This is a genomic window from Vibrio sp. 10N.286.52.F8 (assembly GCF_041468745.1).
GTDB lineage: Bacteria > Pseudomonadota > Gammaproteobacteria > Enterobacterales > Vibrionaceae > Vibrio > Vibrio crassostreae_C.
On record NZ_JBFRJF010000032.1, the window covers coordinates 40,112 to 57,829 of the forward strand.

At 45.4% G+C, this 17,718-nt stretch carries 13 protein-coding genes; 7 read left to right on the top strand and 6 right to left on the bottom strand.

All coding sequences use genetic code 11. From position 1 onward, the window contains the following. Window positions 1–235 precede the first annotated feature (235 nt). Window positions 236–1,207 (top strand): octaprenyl diphosphate synthase, encoded by a 972-nt coding sequence (gene ispB, locus AB4133_RS15600; RefSeq protein WP_372224989.1) that lies wholly within the window; start codon window positions 236–238, stop codon window positions 1,205–1,207. 104 nt (window positions 1,208–1,311) lie between these two features. Here ispB and AB4133_RS15605 read toward each other — a convergent pair whose 3' ends face one another. Continuing rightward, window positions 1,312–1,503: a hypothetical protein gene (locus tag AB4133_RS15605; RefSeq protein ID WP_017061375.1), complete on the bottom strand. Its 192-nt coding sequence runs from the start codon at window positions 1,501–1,503 to the stop codon at window positions 1,312–1,314. A 124-nt stretch (window positions 1,504–1,627) separates the two neighbouring features. Continuing rightward, window positions 1,628–2,563: a malate dehydrogenase gene (gene mdh / locus AB4133_RS15610; RefSeq protein ID WP_009847834.1), complete on the bottom strand. Its 936-nt coding sequence runs from the start codon at window positions 2,561–2,563 to the stop codon at window positions 1,628–1,630. A 332-nt stretch (window positions 2,564–2,895) separates the two neighbouring features. Here mdh and argR point away from each other — a divergent pair, with 332 nt between their 5' ends. The 4 genes from argR (at window position 2,896) to AB4133_RS15630 (ending at window position 8,057) form a co-directional block, all read left to right on the top strand. Further along, window positions 2,896–3,366 (top strand): transcriptional regulator ArgR, encoded by a 471-nt coding sequence (gene argR / locus AB4133_RS15615; protein WP_004740827.1) that lies wholly within the window; start codon window positions 2,896–2,898, stop codon window positions 3,364–3,366. Between the two features lie 342 nt (window positions 3,367–3,708). Next, window positions 3,709–4,677, top strand: a complete 969-nt coding sequence (locus AB4133_RS15620; protein WP_017061374.1) for a TAXI family TRAP transporter solute-binding subunit — start codon at window positions 3,709–3,711, stop codon at window positions 4,675–4,677. Between the two features lie 255 nt (window positions 4,678–4,932). Next, window positions 4,933–7,512 (top strand): TRAP transporter permease, encoded by a 2,580-nt coding sequence (locus tag AB4133_RS15625; protein ID WP_372224991.1) that lies wholly within the window; start codon window positions 4,933–4,935, stop codon window positions 7,510–7,512. Between the two features lie 107 nt (window positions 7,513–7,619). Continuing rightward, window positions 7,620–8,057: a universal stress protein gene (locus tag AB4133_RS15630; protein WP_048609641.1), complete on the top strand. Its 438-nt coding sequence runs from the start codon at window positions 7,620–7,622 to the stop codon at window positions 8,055–8,057. A gap of 85 nt (window positions 8,058–8,142) precedes the next feature. Here the strand turns inward: AB4133_RS15630 and AB4133_RS15635 are convergent, their stop codons facing one another. Both AB4133_RS15635 and rluA read right to left on the bottom strand, forming a co-directional pair. Continuing rightward, the gene (locus tag AB4133_RS15635; protein WP_372224993.1) at window positions 8,143–9,105 is read right to left on the bottom strand and encodes a D-2-hydroxyacid dehydrogenase; all 963 of its coding nucleotides are present in this window, start codon (window positions 9,103–9,105) and stop codon (window positions 8,143–8,145) included. A gap of 36 nt (window positions 9,106–9,141) precedes the next feature. After that, window positions 9,142–9,876, bottom strand: coding sequence for a bifunctional tRNA pseudouridine(32) synthase/23S rRNA pseudouridine(746) synthase RluA (rluA, locus tag AB4133_RS15640; protein WP_372224995.1), 735 nt, complete (start codon window positions 9,874–9,876; stop codon window positions 9,142–9,144). Window positions 9,877–10,034: 158 nt separating this feature from the next. On the opposite strand from rluA, the gene AB4133_RS15645 reads away from it, so the two are divergent. After that, a complete protein-coding gene (locus tag AB4133_RS15645) occupies window positions 10,035–11,312 on the top strand; it encodes an NRAMP family divalent metal transporter (RefSeq protein ID WP_372111108.1) in 1,278 nt (425 codons plus the stop codon). Between the two features lie 92 nt (window positions 11,313–11,404). Here the strand turns inward: AB4133_RS15645 and rapA are convergent, their stop codons facing one another. Continuing rightward, window positions 11,405–14,314: an RNA polymerase-associated protein RapA gene (rapA, locus tag AB4133_RS15650; protein WP_372224997.1), complete on the bottom strand. Its 2,910-nt coding sequence runs from the start codon at window positions 14,312–14,314 to the stop codon at window positions 11,405–11,407. A gap of 466 nt (window positions 14,315–14,780) precedes the next feature. Here rapA and AB4133_RS15655 point away from each other — a divergent pair, with 466 nt between their 5' ends. Next, on the top strand, window positions 14,781–16,160 hold the full coding sequence (locus AB4133_RS15655) for a PhoH family protein (protein ID WP_017062953.1): 1,380 nt from the start codon (window positions 14,781–14,783) through the stop codon (window positions 16,158–16,160). A gap of 108 nt (window positions 16,161–16,268) precedes the next feature. On the opposite strand, the gene tldD is transcribed toward AB4133_RS15655, so the two are convergent. Next, window positions 16,269–17,714, bottom strand: a complete 1,446-nt coding sequence (gene tldD / locus AB4133_RS15660) for a metalloprotease TldD (protein ID WP_017061366.1) — start codon at window positions 17,712–17,714, stop codon at window positions 16,269–16,271. Window positions 17,715–17,718 lie beyond the last annotated feature (4 nt).

A 17,718-nucleotide genomic window follows, 5' to 3' on the forward strand; every position in this document is an offset into this window, starting at 1 on the left:
TGTTAATTGTACAACTCGGGTGTGCGCTAAACTAATCAATAGGGCGCAGATTCTACGGGAATCATGGCGCTATGACAAGCCATATTTTTAAAAAATTGGCGAAAACCTGTTCGCCAAAGAAAAGTGCGGCAATCATGCCCTTTAGCGATGTATTAATCAACGTTTTTTAGTGTATTATTCAACAATTGAATACAACGTATAAGCCTTACAGGGTCTAACTTCAGCCGGATGAACAATGGATTTTAAAGCTATCCAAACGCTTACTGCCAATGATATGGCAAAAGTGAATGAAACAATTCAAGCCCAACTTAATTCTGACGTAAGTTTAATCAACCAGCTTGGTTTTTATATCGTTAGCGGTGGTGGAAAGCGCCTACGCCCTTTGCTAGCTCTTTTATCTGCCCGCGCACTTGGTTACCAAGGTGAAGCTCATATCACCTCTGCAGCCTTTATCGAGTTTATTCACACCGCAACCCTGCTTCATGACGACGTTGTCGACGAATCGGACATGAGACGCGGTAAGGCGACGGCCAATGCCGCTTTTGGTAATGCCGCTAGCGTTTTGGTGGGTGACTTTATCTACACTCGCTCATTCCAAATGATGACAACACTAGGATCTTTAAAGATCCTTGAGCTAATGAGTGAAGCAGTAAACGTGATTGCCGAGGGTGAAGTTCAACAATTAATGAACTGCAATAACCCAGACACCACAGAAGAAAGCTACATGCAGGTGATCTACTCTAAGACCGCTCGCTTGTTCGAAGCTGCGACCCAAATCGGCGCAATTCTTACTGAGTCATCACCAGAGATCGAAACAGCAATGCAGAACTATGGTAAATACCTAGGCACCGCTTTCCAGCTGATTGACGATGTGATGGATTACACTGCTGATGGTAAAGAGATGGGTAAGAACGTTGGTGACGACCTAGCCGAAGGCAAACCAACACTGCCTCTACTTTACGCAATGCATAATGGCTCTCCTGAACAAGCTAGCATGATTCGTGAAGCGATTGAGAAAGCGAACGGCATGGAACGTCTTGACGACATTATGGCTGTGATGAAAGAGACAGGCTCTTTAGAGTACACCACAAATAAAGCCTACGAAGAGGCCGATAAAGCCATCGCTGAGCTTTCTGTACTTCCTGACTCTGAATATAAGCAAGCGCTAACCACGCTCGCACACTTATCTGTTAAACGCAGCAAGTAAGCAGCTTAATAGACAACTCGCTTCTAGCTTCTATATAAATAACAAAAAAGAGCCTCAGGGCTCTTTTTTTTGGTTTTCAACAAATATTTGTAGGTGAGCCAAATTCAATATCGACTGGCTTCTAATGATAACGGCAGTTGTGCTTCAATCTCTTCAAGCTCTTCCATTGGCACCGCGTACTGCTCATGCCCGTTGTAAGTCTCTACTAGCGCGTACTGCTCTTGCTCATCAATTACCAATACTTTTCCTAAGTGCCCCAAATATTCGACATTCATACCCTTCTGAACAGTAGCCATAACATTTACCTTCACATTAATTGTAAAGCTAAATACGAGTAGCTTGAACTTCAGGATCAAAAAAGCCGATCATAATGACCGGCCCTTATTAATTAGCTTAAGTCTGAGTTAAATAGCGTTTCGCTTATTTAGCGAATTCAACACCAATCTCGATGTCACCATTTAGCGTCTCAAGCATGCTATCTAAAGCGTTACGTTCGAAGTCACTCAGCTCACCGTAGCTAAGGATCGCTTCAGCGCCCTCTTTGCCTAGTTTAACTGGCTGTGCGAAGAATGGAGCGTGTTCGCCTTCACCTTCAACGTATGCACATTCAATCACGTTCTCTTCACCTTGAAGCGCTTTCACTAGAGCAAGACCGAAACGACAAGCCGCTTGACCCATAGACAGTGTCGCACTGCCGCCGCCAGCCTTCGCTTCTACTACTTCTGTACCTGCATTTTGGATACGAGTCGTTAGTGCTGCGATTTCTTCGTCAGTGAACTCTACGCCTTCAACTTGAGAAAGTAGAGGAAGAATCGTTACGCCTGAGTGGCCACCGATAACAGGAACACGAATGTCGCCTGGATCTTTGTCTTTAAGTTCAGCAACGAACGTTTCAGAACGAATCACATCAAGAGTCGTAATACCAAATAGACGACGCTTGTCGTAAACGCCCGCTTTCTTCAGTACTTCAGCCGCGATTGGCACTGTTGTGTTTACGGGGTTCGTGATGATACCAACACAAGCAGTAGGACAAGTAACTGCGATTTTCTCTGCAAGAGACTTAACAATGCCAGCATTCACATTGAAAAGATCCGCACGATCCATACCAGGCTTACGAGCAACACCCGCTGAAATAAGTACAACATCCGCACCTTCGAGTGCTGGTGTTGGATCTTCACCCGCGTAACCTTTGATCGAAACAGGCGTTGGGATATGGCTAAGATCGGCAGCAACACCCGGTGTTACCGGAGCGATGTCGTAAAGTGCAAGATCTGAACCAGCAGGTAGGCGGTTCTTAAGTAGTAGGGCTAGGGCTTGACCGATGCCACCAGCGGCACCAATAACAGCTACTTTCATTGTTATTCTCCTTGAGAGCTTTCTCTTATAGATTCTTTGTAGGGTAATTCTTGAGCTAAATCTAAGTTAAAAAACTATATTAATCACAAAGTGATTACAATCAATTAACGCTAGCTTTGCGACTTCGCGCAAGTCAATAAAACCGTGCTACACAGCAAGTTCGCATTATGGCGATAATCGACTGAAATAACAAAATAAGTCGTCGCAAATAACACATTATTCTATTAAATATTTACAGTGATATGACTAACAAATTACAGGGATGTTTTGGCTAAAATTGAATATGTATGCGAGAATATGCAAACATCTTTGTTAATGAATAAGAATGACATATGCGCAATACAGAAAAGCAAGACAACTTAGTTCGTGCATTTAAAGCCTTACTAAAAGAAGAACGTTTTGGCTCACAAGGCGAAATTGTGGATGCCCTAAAACACGAAGGTTTTGAAAGCATCAACCAGTCTAAAGTCTCGCGTATGTTAACCAAGTTTGGTGCCGTTCGAACTCGTAACGCAAAAATGGAGATGGTTTACTGTCTTCCTGCTGAGCTAGGTGTTCCGACCGTTTCTAGCTCTCTAAGAGAATTAGTACTAGATATTGACCACAACAATGCATTGGTGGTGATACACACAGGTCCTGGTGCGGCGCAGCTGATTGCTCGTTTATTAGACTCACTAGGTAAGTCGGAAGGTATACTGGGCGTAGTCGCAGGTGATGATACTATCTTCATTACCCCAACGTTATCGGTTACCACTAAGCAACTGTTTGATTCAGTGTGTGAACTGTTTGAATACGCAGGATAATTGATCGCTGTTTCATAACTATCAGCCTTATTAATGGATCACGAGTATCTATTTGCTTCGTGATCCAAATCACATCCTAGAATATCCATACCTCCCTTCCAAAATCACACTAAACCATTGATTTTAAAAAACTCAGTAGCAAATCAAACACGAGATCAAGACATCATTTGTTAGATTTTTTAGCTATATCTTTTAACATTCGAGTAATTTTCTGCCAATTTTTGATATTATTCAGCCACTTTTTCATCACATGGATTGAAAAAGGTGCCGTTTCCAAATAGGAAACTCCTGAAGCAACTACACTTGTTTCAGGGTTAATAATGAATAAAGGAAGGGAAATTCATGGCATTTACCAAACTTATTAAAGTTGGTGCTATTGCAGCTGCTGTAATGGGCGCTGGCGCTGTTAACGCTCAAGAGTTCATCACGATTGGTACTGGTTCAGTTACGGGTGTTTACTACCCAACTGGTGGTGCGATTTGTAAGCTAGTGAACAAGGGCCGCAAAGACCACAACATTCGTTGTTCTGTAGAGTCTACTGGTGGTTCAATCTACAACGTTAACACCATCCGTGCTGGTGAACTAGATTTCGGTGTTGTTCAATCGGACTGGCAATACCACGGCTACAACGGTACAAGTAAGTTCAAAGATCAGGGCGAATACAAGAAACTTCGCGCGATGTTCTCTCTACATACAGAACCGTTCAACATCATCGCTCGTACTGATGCTGGCATCAACAATGTGTCTGACCTAGCAGGTAAGCGTGTAAACATTGGTAACCCAGGTTCTGGTGACCGTGCAACGATGGGTGTTGTAATGGACGCTATGGGCTGGACTAACGACAGCTTCAAGCTTGCTTCTGAACTTAAAGGTTCTGAGCGTTCACAAGCACTTTGTGATAACAAGATTGATGCATTCATCTACATGGTTGGTCACCCGAACGGATCAATCAAAGAAGCAACAACGTCTTGTGATGCAAAACTGGTTTCAGCAACAGGTCCACAGATCGACAAGATCGTAGCTGAAAACCCATACTACGCTTACAGCACAGTTCCTGCTGGTATGTACCGTGGTACTGACGCTGACGTAAACAGCTTCGGTGTTGCAGCTACTATGGTAACAACTTCAGACGTTTCTGAAGAAGTTGCATACAACGTTGCTAAGGCAGTATTTGAAAACTTTGACACTTTCAAACGCCTACACCCAGCATTTGCTAACCTGAAAAAAGAAGACATGGTTAAAGCGGGTATCTCTATCCCTCTTCACCCAGGCGCAGCAAAATACTACAAAGAAGTGGGCCTTCTAAAGTAACTCTACTTTAAGCCTACTACACCAATAAGGAGGCTAGCCCTCCTTATTGGCTTTTCACGTTTTATAAAAATAATTTAAGTGAAAAGAACAGCCCTTTAAGTTTCTCCAATTTGGAGGACTTACCTTCGTATCAAGCCTAAGACAAAGACGAACAAAAAACGCATTTCCCTATCCATTCACTACACTAGATAGGAAATAAATAACGTTTGGTTGTTCGTAAGAAAAGGCAGACCATCAATAATAAGGATAAAGTACATGACGCAGACAACATCACCGTCTCCAGATGTGCAAGAAATGGTGGCACAATCAGATACTGGTGCGCGTAGCCCTCGTGGTATCCAAGGCCGTATTTTATGGTTTGTGCCTCTATGTTGGTCACTGTTCCAACTTTGGTATGCATCTCCGCTGCCGTTCATTTTTAACTTCGCAATTTTAAACGACACTGAAGCTCGAGCAATTCACCTTACGTTTGCTATTTTCCTAGCCTTTACCGCTTATCCAGCCATGAAGAATTCACCTAGGGATCGCATCCCCGCAGTCGATTGGATATTAGCGCTTGTAGGTAGTTTTTCAGCTTCTTATATCTATATTTTCTATACTGAACTCGCTGAGCGATCGGGCGCACCAACAACATTCGATATTGTTGCGGCTGTATTCGGTATGGTTTTACTGCTTGAAGCAACACGACGCGCTTTGGGTCCACCTCTTATGGTTGTGGCAGCAGTATTCCTACTTTATACCTTTGGCGGCCCTCACATGCCGGACGTTATTGCCCACAAAGGTGCGAGCCTGAACAAGGCAATGTCGCATCTGTGGCTAACAACTGAAGGTGTATTCGGTGTGGCACTTGGCGTATCAACGTCATTCGTATTCTTGTTTGTACTGTTTGGTGCAATGCTAGAACGTGCTGGCGCCGGTGCTTACTTTATTAAAGTTGCATTCTCTCTGCTTGGTCACATGAAGGGCGGCCCAGCGAAAGCAGCCGTTGTCGCATCAGGTCTGTCTGGTTTGGTATCAGGTTCATCTATCGCGAACGTGGTAACCACGGGTACCTTTACTATCCCGCTAATGAAGCGTGTTGGTTTCCCGGGCACAAAAGCCGGTGCGGTAGAAGTCGCGGCTTCAACCAATGGTCAATTAACACCACCTATCATGGGTGCAGCAGCCTTCTTGATGGTTGAGTATGTGGGCATTTCGTATGTAGAAGTAATCAAAGCCGCGCTACTGCCCGCTCTGATCTCTTACATCGCTCTGATTTACATTGTTCATCTAGAAGCATGTAAAGCAGGTATGACTGGCCTACCTCGTCGCCACACACCAACTATCGTACAAAGCTTACTGTCTTTCACGGGTACCATTTTAGGTCTGTGTGTCATCAGCGCCGCGGTTTACTACGGTGTGGGTTGGACGAAAGATGTATTTGGCGATGCGGCAACACCAATCGTAACTGTGGCGCTATTGATCGCTTATGTTGCGCTGGTTCGTGTATCAGCAAAATACGCAGCTGAAGGCGGCATGGAAATCGATGCTGATCTAAAAGAAGTTCCGGAGCCGGGGCCAACGATTAAATCTGGTTTGCACTTCCTACTGCCTATCGTAGTACTTGTTTGGTGTTTAACAGTTGAACGTTTCTCTCCAGGTCTGTCGGCATTCTGGGCGACCGTGTTCATGATCTTCATTCTGATCACTCAGCGTCCGTTAATGACTCTGATGAACAAATCAGACGATCTTGCAGAGCAAACTAAAGCTGGCTTCGTTGATCTAGCAGAGAGCTTGGTTTCAGGCGCACGTAACATGATTGGTATCGGTGTAGCGACAGCGGCTGCAGGTACGGTTGTAGGCGTGGTGACTCTAACGGGTATCGGTCTTGTAATGACTGACTTCGTTGAGTTTATCTCAGGCGGTAGCATCATTCTTATGTTGCTATTCACTGCGGTAATCAGCTTGATCTTAGGTATGGGCTTGCCAACAACGGCGAACTACATCGTTGTTTCCACACTGATGGCACCAGTAATTGTGACCTTAGGCGCAGCGCACGGCTTGATCATTCCATTGATTGCGGTTCACTTATTCGTGTTCTACTTCGGTATTCTTGCAGATGATACGCCTCCAGTTGGTCTCGCAGCGTTTGCTGCAGCCGCGATTGCGAAATCCGATCCGATTCGTACGGGTATTCAAGGCTTTACCTACGATATTCGTACCGCGATTCTGCCATTCATGTTCATCTTCAACACCCAACTTCTATTGATGGGTATTGATTCTTGGTGGCACTTAGCGTTGACGATTTTCTCCTCTGTGACTGCGGTACTTATCTTTGCAGCAGCGACACAAGGTTGGTGGTTCACGAAGAACAAGTGGTGGGAAACGATTCTACTTATCGTTCTGACCTTCTCTTTCTTCCGCCCAGGTTTCTGGTGGGACATGATTTATCCAGAGAAAGTTCTTTCACCTGGAGTTGAGATCGCTCAAATCACAGAAAATCTATCTGTGGGACAATCACTTGAATTGAGAGTAGGTGGCGAAAACTTAGAAGGTAACTATTCTGAGAAAACAGTTCGCCTTCCGTTTGAAGATTCTGCGACAACAAGTGAAGACCGCATTGCTTCAATGGGCCTAATGCTGACACAAGCTGACGACAAGATGATTGTTGATATGGTTGAGTTTGGTAGCCCTGCAGAAGCCGCTGGCATTGACTTTGATTGGGAAATTAAATCAGTTATCCAAGACGCAGAACGACCAATGAAAGAGTGGGTATTCTTACCTGCCCTACTGATTTTGATTGGTTTAGCGATGAACCAAAGAAGGCGTGCTCGTAAGGATGAGATTAGCGCGTAATGGATAGAGCCAAGTAGCGCTCTACTCTATTTGGCTTTTTTACTACATGGAAAAGATAATTACAGCGTTTGGTATGTACTAAGCGCTGCTCAAAAAGAGACGAATACATGTATAGACAAATCCTTGTTCCCGTTGATCTTAACGACAAAGGCTTTTCTGATAAAGCCGTCGAGCTAGCGGTATGGCACGCGAAACACAGCAATGCTGAAGTCCACATTCTTAACGTACTACCGGGCATTCACATGTCGATGGTTGCGTCTTACTTCCCGAAAGATGCAGCGAACCAAATGAAGCTTGATGTGAAAAATCAGCTCAAAGAGTTTGCTGACAAGCACATTGACGATGAAGTGGTGTATAAAGTTCACGTTGCCGAAGGCAAGACTTACACAACGATTCTAGATTACGCAGAAAAACTGGGCGCTGACCTTATCGTGATGCCTAGCCATAAGCGTTCGAAAATCGACAAAGTTGTGCTTGGTTCTGTTGCAAGCAAAGTGGTACAGAACTCACCAATCAATGTATTGGTAGTTAAGCCGCAAGGCTAAATCACTTAATCGACACAACGATCTAAAAAGGTTGGCCTAAAAGCCAACCTTTTTTGTTTTTCGTTCACGCAATTTAATTCTTCAATCAACTCACTAAGTTCTGCGGATTACCCGCAACAAACCCATCAATATTGTCGATTAAGATATCAGACAGCTTTTGAATTGAACTTTCACTGCCCCACGCAACATGAGGTGTCAGCAATAAGTTAGGTAGGTGACTGTTAGCTAAGAGTGGGTTCGAGTTGTCTGCAGGCTCTTGTGTAAACACGTCCATGCCCGCACCTGCGATCTCATTACCTTTCAAAGCTTCAACCAAAGCTTGTTCATCGACAAGCCCACCACGGCCAGCATTAATTAACACCGCACTTGGTTTCATCATTGCTAGCTCTCGCTGTGAAATCAGATTACGGGTCGCTTCAGTCAATGGACAATGCAAGCTGATCGCATCCGCTTGCTTCAATACCGTATCAAAAGGTAGATACCCTTCTCGACAAGACTCTGCTCCTTTTCGCTCGGCAAACATCACCTTCATACCAATCGCTTTGGCTAACATTGCGGTGGCTTGACCTAAGCTGCCACTCCCCATCAACCCCAGTGTGCTGCCAGCCACATCTTGAATCGGATGAGTAAAGAAGCAGAACTGCTTGTCCTTTTGCCACTCGCCCGCCTCAATGTCTTTATGATAACCAACAAGGTTTCGTTTAAGTGCAAACAGCATTGCGATGACATGTTCAGGAACCGATTGAATCGCATAGCCTTGCACGTTTGTCACTGCAATGTTTTTAGATTTGCAGTATTCCACATCGACATTATTGACACCGGTCGCTGAAACCGCGATCAACTTGAGTTTTTTCGCACCAGCGAGATTCGACTCATTGAGCACTACCTTGTTAGTGATCACCACATCAGCTTCTTCAACTCGCTCTGATACTTGCTCAGGAGCTGTGAAATCATACTCTACCCATTCATGCTCAAAGCTCAGAGGCTTTAAATGAATTTGAGATGGGATAGTCGCTCTATCGAGAAACACAACTTTCAGCGTTGGCATTCTTCTTCCTTGGTTAGATCTATGAATCAGTCCATTCTAAGCTTTTAGCTTACTGTAGTCTGGAAGCTCAGGCGCAATTTCAAAGTGCTGTTCGATTTGTGGCGATGCTTGAGGATAAAACTCACACGGAACAAAGGCTTTGAATAACTGATCATTGGCCGGGTGATAAAAACTGAGTTCACACGCGTGCAGAGCTAACCTCTCGCTATAGGTAAATGCATCTGGCGTTGCATAAAACTCATCACCCACAATAGGATTCCCCACCTCCATGCAGTGCACTCGCAACTGATGAGATCGTCCCGTGATAGGCAGTAGCTTCAATAAGGTCGTTTTTACCTCTTCTTGCTCAACCACATAGCGAGTCTGAGATGATTTACCATCCTCGAAACACACTTTCTGCTTCGGCCGGTTTGGCCAATCGCAAATAAGAGGGAGGTCAATCAAACCTTCTGCTTCTTCTACTGAACCCCATACTCGGGCGTAATAGAGTTTGTGTGTCAGTCGATATTGAAATTGCTTCTTCAAATGACGCTCAGCTTGTTTGTGTTTAGCGAGCAGCATCAAGCCTGAGGTCGACATGTCCAATCGATGAACGACTTGAATCTCTGGAAATTCGACAACTAACCGACTCCACATGCTGTCGTAATGCTCAGGTAACCTACCCGGAACAGAAAGCAGGTCTGCAGGCTTGTTCACCACAAGAATATCGTCATCTTGATAAACAATATCAATCCACGGTTCACGTGGTGGTGTGTACTGTTCTAACGCCATTGAAGCCTCTTAATTGCTAGTGAACAAATAATTCACGGTTGATTCGTTTATAAATAAATACAATTTTCAATATTTTCGTACATAAAAGTTGACGGCTTTACAAAACATGGTATTGATAGGGTAACAGATAATAAGAAGTCAGCATCAAAGGAAAAATGATGGAAAGTACGGTTAAAACCACCAACACAAAAACACCAACCTCAGCTCCCCTATCAAGTTTAATTAAGTCTCTTGGCCCAGGCGTTATGATGGCCGCAGCGGCTGTAGGTGGTTCTCACTTAGTCGCCTCAACCAAGGCGGGTGCGATTTATGGTTGGCAGCTTGCCGCTCTCATTATCCTCGTTAACGTATTTAAATATCCATTCTTCAGAGCCGGCATCCAATACACGCTAGGAACGGGTCAAAGCTTGGTGGAAGGTTACTCTAACCTAGGCCGCCCATACCTTGTGATCTTTTCGATCTTGAGTGCCATATCTGCGGTCGTGAATACCGCTGCCCTGCTATTATTCAGTGCAAGCCTACTCAGTTACTTTGTTCCTTTCGATTTAGCCACTAGCACCTTGTGCATGATCGTTTTAGCGACCTGTTTGATCATTCTGTTTGCTGGCCATTATCGTGCTCTAGATACACTATCTAAAGCGATCATGGCGATCTTAACCATCACAACCTTAGCTGCAGTCGCCATTGCTATCGGCTCTCCAGTCGAACCTGATGCTGCTTTTGTTCCACCGTCGCCTTGGTCATTGGCTGCTATTGGTTTTATCGTGGTGACCATGGGTTGGATGCCTGCGCCTATCGAAATATCAAGCATCACCTCTATGTGGCTAAAAAGCCAAAAAGAGAAGCAGGAAGTGACCGCACAATCAGCGCTGTTCGACTTTAACGTTGGCTACATTGGTACGGCGCTGCTTGCTTTAGTATTCGTTGCGTTAGGCGCGCTAGTACTTCACGGTTCGGGAGTTGAACTGTCTCGCTCCGGTGTTGGCTTTACTCATCAATTGGTCGGCATCTACGCTTCGACAATTGGTGAATGGTCTCGCCCGTTAATCGCTCTTATCGCTTTCTTCTGTATCTTTGGTAGCACCATTACCGTTATCGATGGCTACTCACGCGTGCTTGCTGAATCACAACGTCTATTATTCAAAAAAGATTCAAGCCCAAGAATGCTGCAAGGCTGGATAATCATTGTCTCTATCGCGGCACTCGCGATTGTGATGTTCTTTAGCGCAGCACTGATGCCTATGCTCGATTTCGCAATGGTACTCGCGTTTGCAACAACGCCATTCTTCGCTCTGCTTAATTTCATCTTGGTCAACAAAGCTAAGCTTCCAGAAGCGCTAGCTATTGGCAGCAAACTAAAATGGTTGTCTGTAGCAGGTCTTGTTTACCTATTTGGTTTCCTAGCGGTATTTGTTTGGTGGAAGTGGTTAATGTAACCAGCTACTTGAATTGTTAATTAAGCTACAGATACAAATAAGGCCTTCATAATGAAGGCCTTATTTCGTTGAAGCATTTCGCTAATTCAAAACTAGTTGTGAGAAACCACAATCAAGCGTAATGAATCTAGCTGAACCTGAGCTTTGCTGATGTAACCGGTCAGTTCATTGATTTGAGCTTCGATTACCTCTAGCTCTTCATCACGAATATTAGGATTCACGGCTTTAAGCGCTTGTAGACGCTCTAATTCACCGTTCAGGTTAGTCTGCATATCTCGTTGAGCTTGTTCACGCACTTCTTCCACTTTAGGAAGTACGTGCGTCTCACCCGCTTCGATTAGCTTGTGAATTTCACTTTGTACCGAGTTAACTAGCTTGCTCGCTAGGTGACGGTTTACAGGGCTTAATTGACGGTTAAAGCTGTCGAACTCAACCTGAGCTGATAAGTCATTACCACGGCCATCCATCATCAAACGAATTGGCGTCTTAGGCAAGAACTGGCTGATACCGCTGCGTTTCGGCGCTTGCGCATCCACAAGGTAAACCAGCTCAAGCAGGATAGTACCCACTGGCAGCGCTTTGTTTTTCAGTAGTGATACCGCTGATGCACCAACACCTTCACTCAGTAGCAGATCGATACCGCCCTGAATCATTGGGTGTTCCCAGCTAATGAAGTTCATGTCTTCACGAGAAAGCGCAGTATCACGATCAAACGTGATGGTTGCGCCTTCGTATGGTAAGCCTGGGTAGCTTGGCACCATCATGTGCTCAGACGGCGTTACAACCAGAGCATTCTCACCCTTGTCGTCTTGGTTCAAGCCAATCGTATCGAACAGGCTTAGTGCAAACGTTACTAGGTTAGTGTCGCCGTCAGTCGAGGCAATCTTCTCTGCAATTTCATGCGCTTTGTCGCCGCCGTTTGAGTGCATTTCTAATAGGCGATCACGGCCTTTTTCTAGATCTGATTTCAGGCTTTGATTTAGCTTGGCAGACTCTTCAATCACTTCATCAAGTTGCTCAGTGTTACCAGAAGCCAGCATCTCGATAAGAACATCTGAGTACTTATCGTAAACCGTGCGACCCGTTGGACAAGTTTCCGCAAATGCATTCAGACCTTCATCGAACCAACGCGCAAGGATCGCCTGTGATGTGCCTTTTAGGTAAGGAACATGAATGTCGATATCACGCAGCTGACCGATACGGTCCAAACGGCCAATACGTTGCTCAAGCAAGTCTGGGTTGAATGGAAGATCGAACATCACAAGTTGGTTAGCGAACTGGAAGTTACGACCTTCAGAGCCGATTTCACTACAGATAAGAACCTGAGCGCCGCCCTCTTCTTGAGCAAAGTAAGCCGCAGCTTTATCACGCTCTAGAATCGACATGCCTTCGTGGAATACAGTTGCACGTACACCTTCACGCTCACGCAGTGCTTGCTCTAATTGAAGAGCCGTACTTGCACGAGAGGCGATCACTAGGATTTTCTCGCTGCGCTTGTCTTGGATCTTTTCAATCAACCAGTTAACACGTGAGTCGAACTGCCACCAGCTTGAATCTTCACCTTCAAACTCTTGGAAGATCTCTTCTGGATACAGCATCTTCATTGCACGAGCTTCGGGAGCCATTTTGCCACCGATCATGCCAGATACACGCATTGAGGTTGTGTACTGCGTTGGAATCTCCATCGGCAGTAGGTTTACATTACGCTTAGGGAAGCCTTTGATTGCAGCACGTGTGTTTCTGAAAAGAACACGGCCGGTACCATGGCGATCCATAAGGTTATCAATCAGTTCTTGGCGAGCTAACGCTTGCTCTTCTTCGCTGCTATCACCTTCAATCACACGGAACAGAGGCTCAACATCTTGCTCAGAAAGCAGTTCCGTAATCTGGTTCTTCGCGCTGTTTTCAAGCTTCACTCCAGAGAACAGAGCCGTTACTGCATCAGCAACCGGTGCGTATTGGTCTTCTTCTTCAACGAATGCTTCGTAATCGTAGAAGCGATCAGGATCAAGCAGACGCAGACGTGCAAAGTGGCTCTCACGACCAAGCTGTTCAGGCGTTGCTGTTAGTAGTAGCACACCAGACGTATTTTCCGCTAAGCCTTCAACCACTTGGTATTCACGGCTTGGTTTGTCTTGGCTCCACTCAAGGTGGTGCGCTTCATCGACAACCAACAAGTCCCACTCGCCTTCAAGTGCTTGCTCGTAGCGCTTACGGCTCTTACGTAGGAAGTCCAAAGAACACAGAACGTACTGCTGGGTATCAAACGGGTTGTCTGATTCAGCAAACGCTTCAATACAACGCTCTTCATCGAAGATAGAAAAATGCAGGTTGAAACGGCGCATCATCTCTACTAACCATTGGTGTTGTAGAGTTTCAGGAACCACAATCAGAATGCGTTCAGCACGGCCAGACAGCACCTGTTGGTGGATGATCATGCCCGCTTCGATGGTTTTACCTAGGCCCACTTCATCAGCCAGTAAAACGCGCGGAGCGTGACGACGACCCACTTCATGAGCGATGTATAGCTGATGAGGGATCAAGCCAGCACGCATACCACACAAGCCACGCATCGGGCTCTTGTGTTGTTGGTACTGGTTGCTTAGCGCACGGTAACGCAACACAAAGTTATCCATACGGTCGATTTGACCTGCGTATAGCTTATCTTGTGGCTTGTTAAAGCGGATCTGGTTGCTTAAGAAGATTTCACGCAGAGTGACTTCTGTTTCTTGGGTATCTTCGCGAGTACCTAAGTAGGTTAGCAGCCCTTTGTCTTCGATAACTTCTTCGACAGACAGAGACCAACCTTCTTGGCATTCGATGACATCGCCTACATTAAACGTTACTCGGGTTACGGGAGCATCAGTACGTGCATAAACACGGTTTTCTTCTGACGCTGCAAACATTAGTGTCACTGTGCGAGCATCCATTGCTACAACGGTACCTAAACCTAAATCGCTCTCCGTATCGCTTATCCAGCGTTGCCCCAAAGCAAATGTCATGAATCGACTACCTCAATCTTATAGTTGGAATTTGGTCTTCTTAACTGCAGTTTTAAACAAGAACATTATCGCTCCTGAACTAAAAATATAGCCAAAAATGTCTAGTTTGCAGCCACTTTTTAAGTGCGCTCTCAATAATAAATATCTCGAGAAAATGGTGCAGAAAAAGGTCGCTAATCTTACTCGATGCTGTGATTTAGGTCACGCCTAAAGGAGATGATTTCATGCTTTTTTTCTGTTTTCGCCAGTGCAATCAAACTGTCAAAAATTCATGGTTAATCTATAGGTAGTAGATTGCTGCTCTCAAACGAATACACCATATTCACTCGTAACGATATGGTGCTGTTCCTCTAGATGAAGTTTAGGTGAGTAGTTGACTATCACCAGAATCAGATACTAATCTTTATATGAGCTTTATCTACGTTCAATGAATGCAAGGCAAGCCGCACGTCGGCAAGGAGATGCTATGGGCGAGACCAACCGGAAGCTATTTGTTTTAGACACCAATATCCTACTTCACGAACCCTTCGCTATATTTTCTTTCCAAGAGCACGATGTCGTTATCCCCATGACAGTGCTAGAAGAACTCGACAGAATCAAAGACAGTAAAAGAGACGTTGCTCGAGATGCGAGAATTGCGATTCGAACGCTCGAAGACCTGTTCAGGGAAGCCACACCAGACCAAATATCGGAAGGCATCCCTTTTTCTAAAGACATAAATGCATCTGGCAGTATTTCAATACTCGCTGACTACGAACTTCAAGAAAGCATCAAAGCCTTTGCCGATGACAAGGCGGGCGATAACCGAATCCTCAACGCTGTCCTCTATCTTCAAAATAAACGCGCACCACGCGAAGTGGTTCTCATCACCAAAGACATCAATATGCGTTTACGAGCAAAAGGCGCCGGTGTACGTTTTGTTGAAGACTATCAAACTGACCAACTGATTGATGATATCCAATACCTCACCAAAGGCTTCCAACAACTGGAAGGCTCATTTTGGGATGGTATCGATAATGTCGAGAGCAGAAGTTTAGGCGGCAAGACGCTGCACACCTTAGCAAGAGCGCCGTTCGAGCCAACCTTCCTCAACCAATATGTGATTGACGAAGAAAGTGACTTTGCCGCTCGAGTCGAGGAGATTGAGCCGGAAAGCATTACCCTGAGAGACCTCAGCCGCGAAAGATTGATGAATCGCAGAGCATGGGACATCACACCAAAGAACGTCTATCAAGGCATGGCGATTGATGCGCTGCTCGACCCTGATATTGATCTTGTGATTCTCACTGGCGCCGCAGGTAGTGGTAAGACACTGCTTGCTATGGCTGCTGCACTTGAACAAACCATTGAACGTAAGCAATTCGATAAGATCATCGTAACCCGCAACACCCCTGATATTGGTGAATCGATAGGTTTCCTTCCGGGTACAGAGGAAGAGAAAATGTTGCCTTGGTTAGCCGCAGTGACCGATACACTGGAAGCGCTGCACAAGAACGACCACTGCACAGAAGGCTCGATGAAGTACATCTGTGACAAAGCCAATATCCAGTTCAAATCAATCAACTTCATGCGTGGCCGCTCGATTCAAAATGCCTTTGTGCTTTTGGATGAGTGTCAGAACCTCACCGCTTCACAGATAAAAACCATCATCACCCGTTGTGGTGAAGGTACTAAGATCGTCTGCTCAGGTAACTTAGCGCAGATAGATTCTTCTTACCTAACCCCTGTGACTTCAGGCTTAACCTACATGGTTGAGCGTTTTAAAAACTTCGAAGGCAGTGCCAACATCCACCTCAATGGTGTGGTGCGTAGCCGACTAGCTGAGTTTGCGGAAGAGAACATGTAGTGACTCTATACGCTCACTGAATCAGTAATCTAAAAACAAAAAGCGCCTCACATTGGAGGCGCTTTTCAATTTAATATTTTGAAGTAAGTCGGCAGAGGTTAGTCTGAATTACTCAGTACCACCAACGGTTAGCGAGTCTAGTTTCAATGTTGGTTGACCAACACCCACTGGCACACTTTGACCAGCCTTACCACACACACCCACACCACGGTCGATGCTTAGGTCGTTACCCACCATAGACACCTGCTGCATCGCTTCGATACCAGAACCGATTAGCGTCGCGCCTTTCACTGGGTGAGTGATCTTACCGTTTTCAATCATGTACGCTTCAGACGCTGAGAATACGAACTTACCTGATGTGATATCGACCTGACCGCCACCGAAGTTCGGTGCGTAGATACCTTTCTCAACCGTCGCGATGATCTCTTCCGGTGTGTGTTCGCCCGGTAGCATGTATGTATTCGTCATACGTGGCATTGGAAGATGCGCGTATGACTCACGACGACCATTACCTGTCGGTGCTACACCCATTAGACGAGCGTTCAGCTTATCTTGCATGTAACCTTTTAGGATGCCGTTTTCGATTAACGTATTGTACTGACCGTTAACACCTTCATCATCGACGTTCAATGAACCGCGTAGATCCGTTAATGTACCGTCATCGACAATCGTACATAGGCTTGAAGTTACTTGCTCACCAACTTTGCCGGAGAATACTGACGACTCTTTACGGTTGAAGTCGCCTTCTAAACCGTGGCCTACCGCTTCATGCAGCAGAACGCCCGGCCAACCAGAACCAAGAACCACAGGCATGGCACCAGCAGGCGCAGCCACTGCTTCAAGGTTAACTAATGCTTGGCGAATCGCTTCATCCGCAAATTGGTAAGCAACTTGAGTGCCTTTGTCATCACTTAAGAAGAAGTCGTAACCAAAACGGCCACCACCACCAGCGCTACCACGCTCACGACGATCACCCTTCTGTGCAAGTACGCTAATAGACAAGCGAACCAGCGGACGAATATCACCAGCGTAAGTGCCATCAGTCGCAGCAACCAGCATCTGCTCATGCACACCACTTAAACTCACCGATACTTCAGTCACCATCGGCTCTTTAGTCCGAATGTAAGCATCTAATGATTTTAGTAATTCTGTTTTCTGCTGTTTTTCCCAACTCGCAAGCGGGTTAACTGCATCATAGTAAGCTTGATTAGAGTTGCGTTTGAACGCTTGAACCTTGCCGTTTTGACCTTGTTTAGCAATACCACGAGCCGCAATTGCGCTCTGCTTAAGACCATCCAATTGGATTTGGTCAGAGTAAGCAAAACCAGTCTTTTCACCAGATACTGCACGAACGCCAACACCGCAATCGATATTGAAAGAGCCGTCTTTAATAATGCTGTCTTCTAGCACTAAAGATTCGTGCCAGCTTGACTGAAAGTAGATATCAGCATAATCAATTTGGCGGGTAGCAATACTCGCCAATGTATCTGCGATATTTTGCTCCGTAAGCCCTGTCGGGTTCAGTAGCGCTTCTTCAATTTGATTAATGCTCATAGAT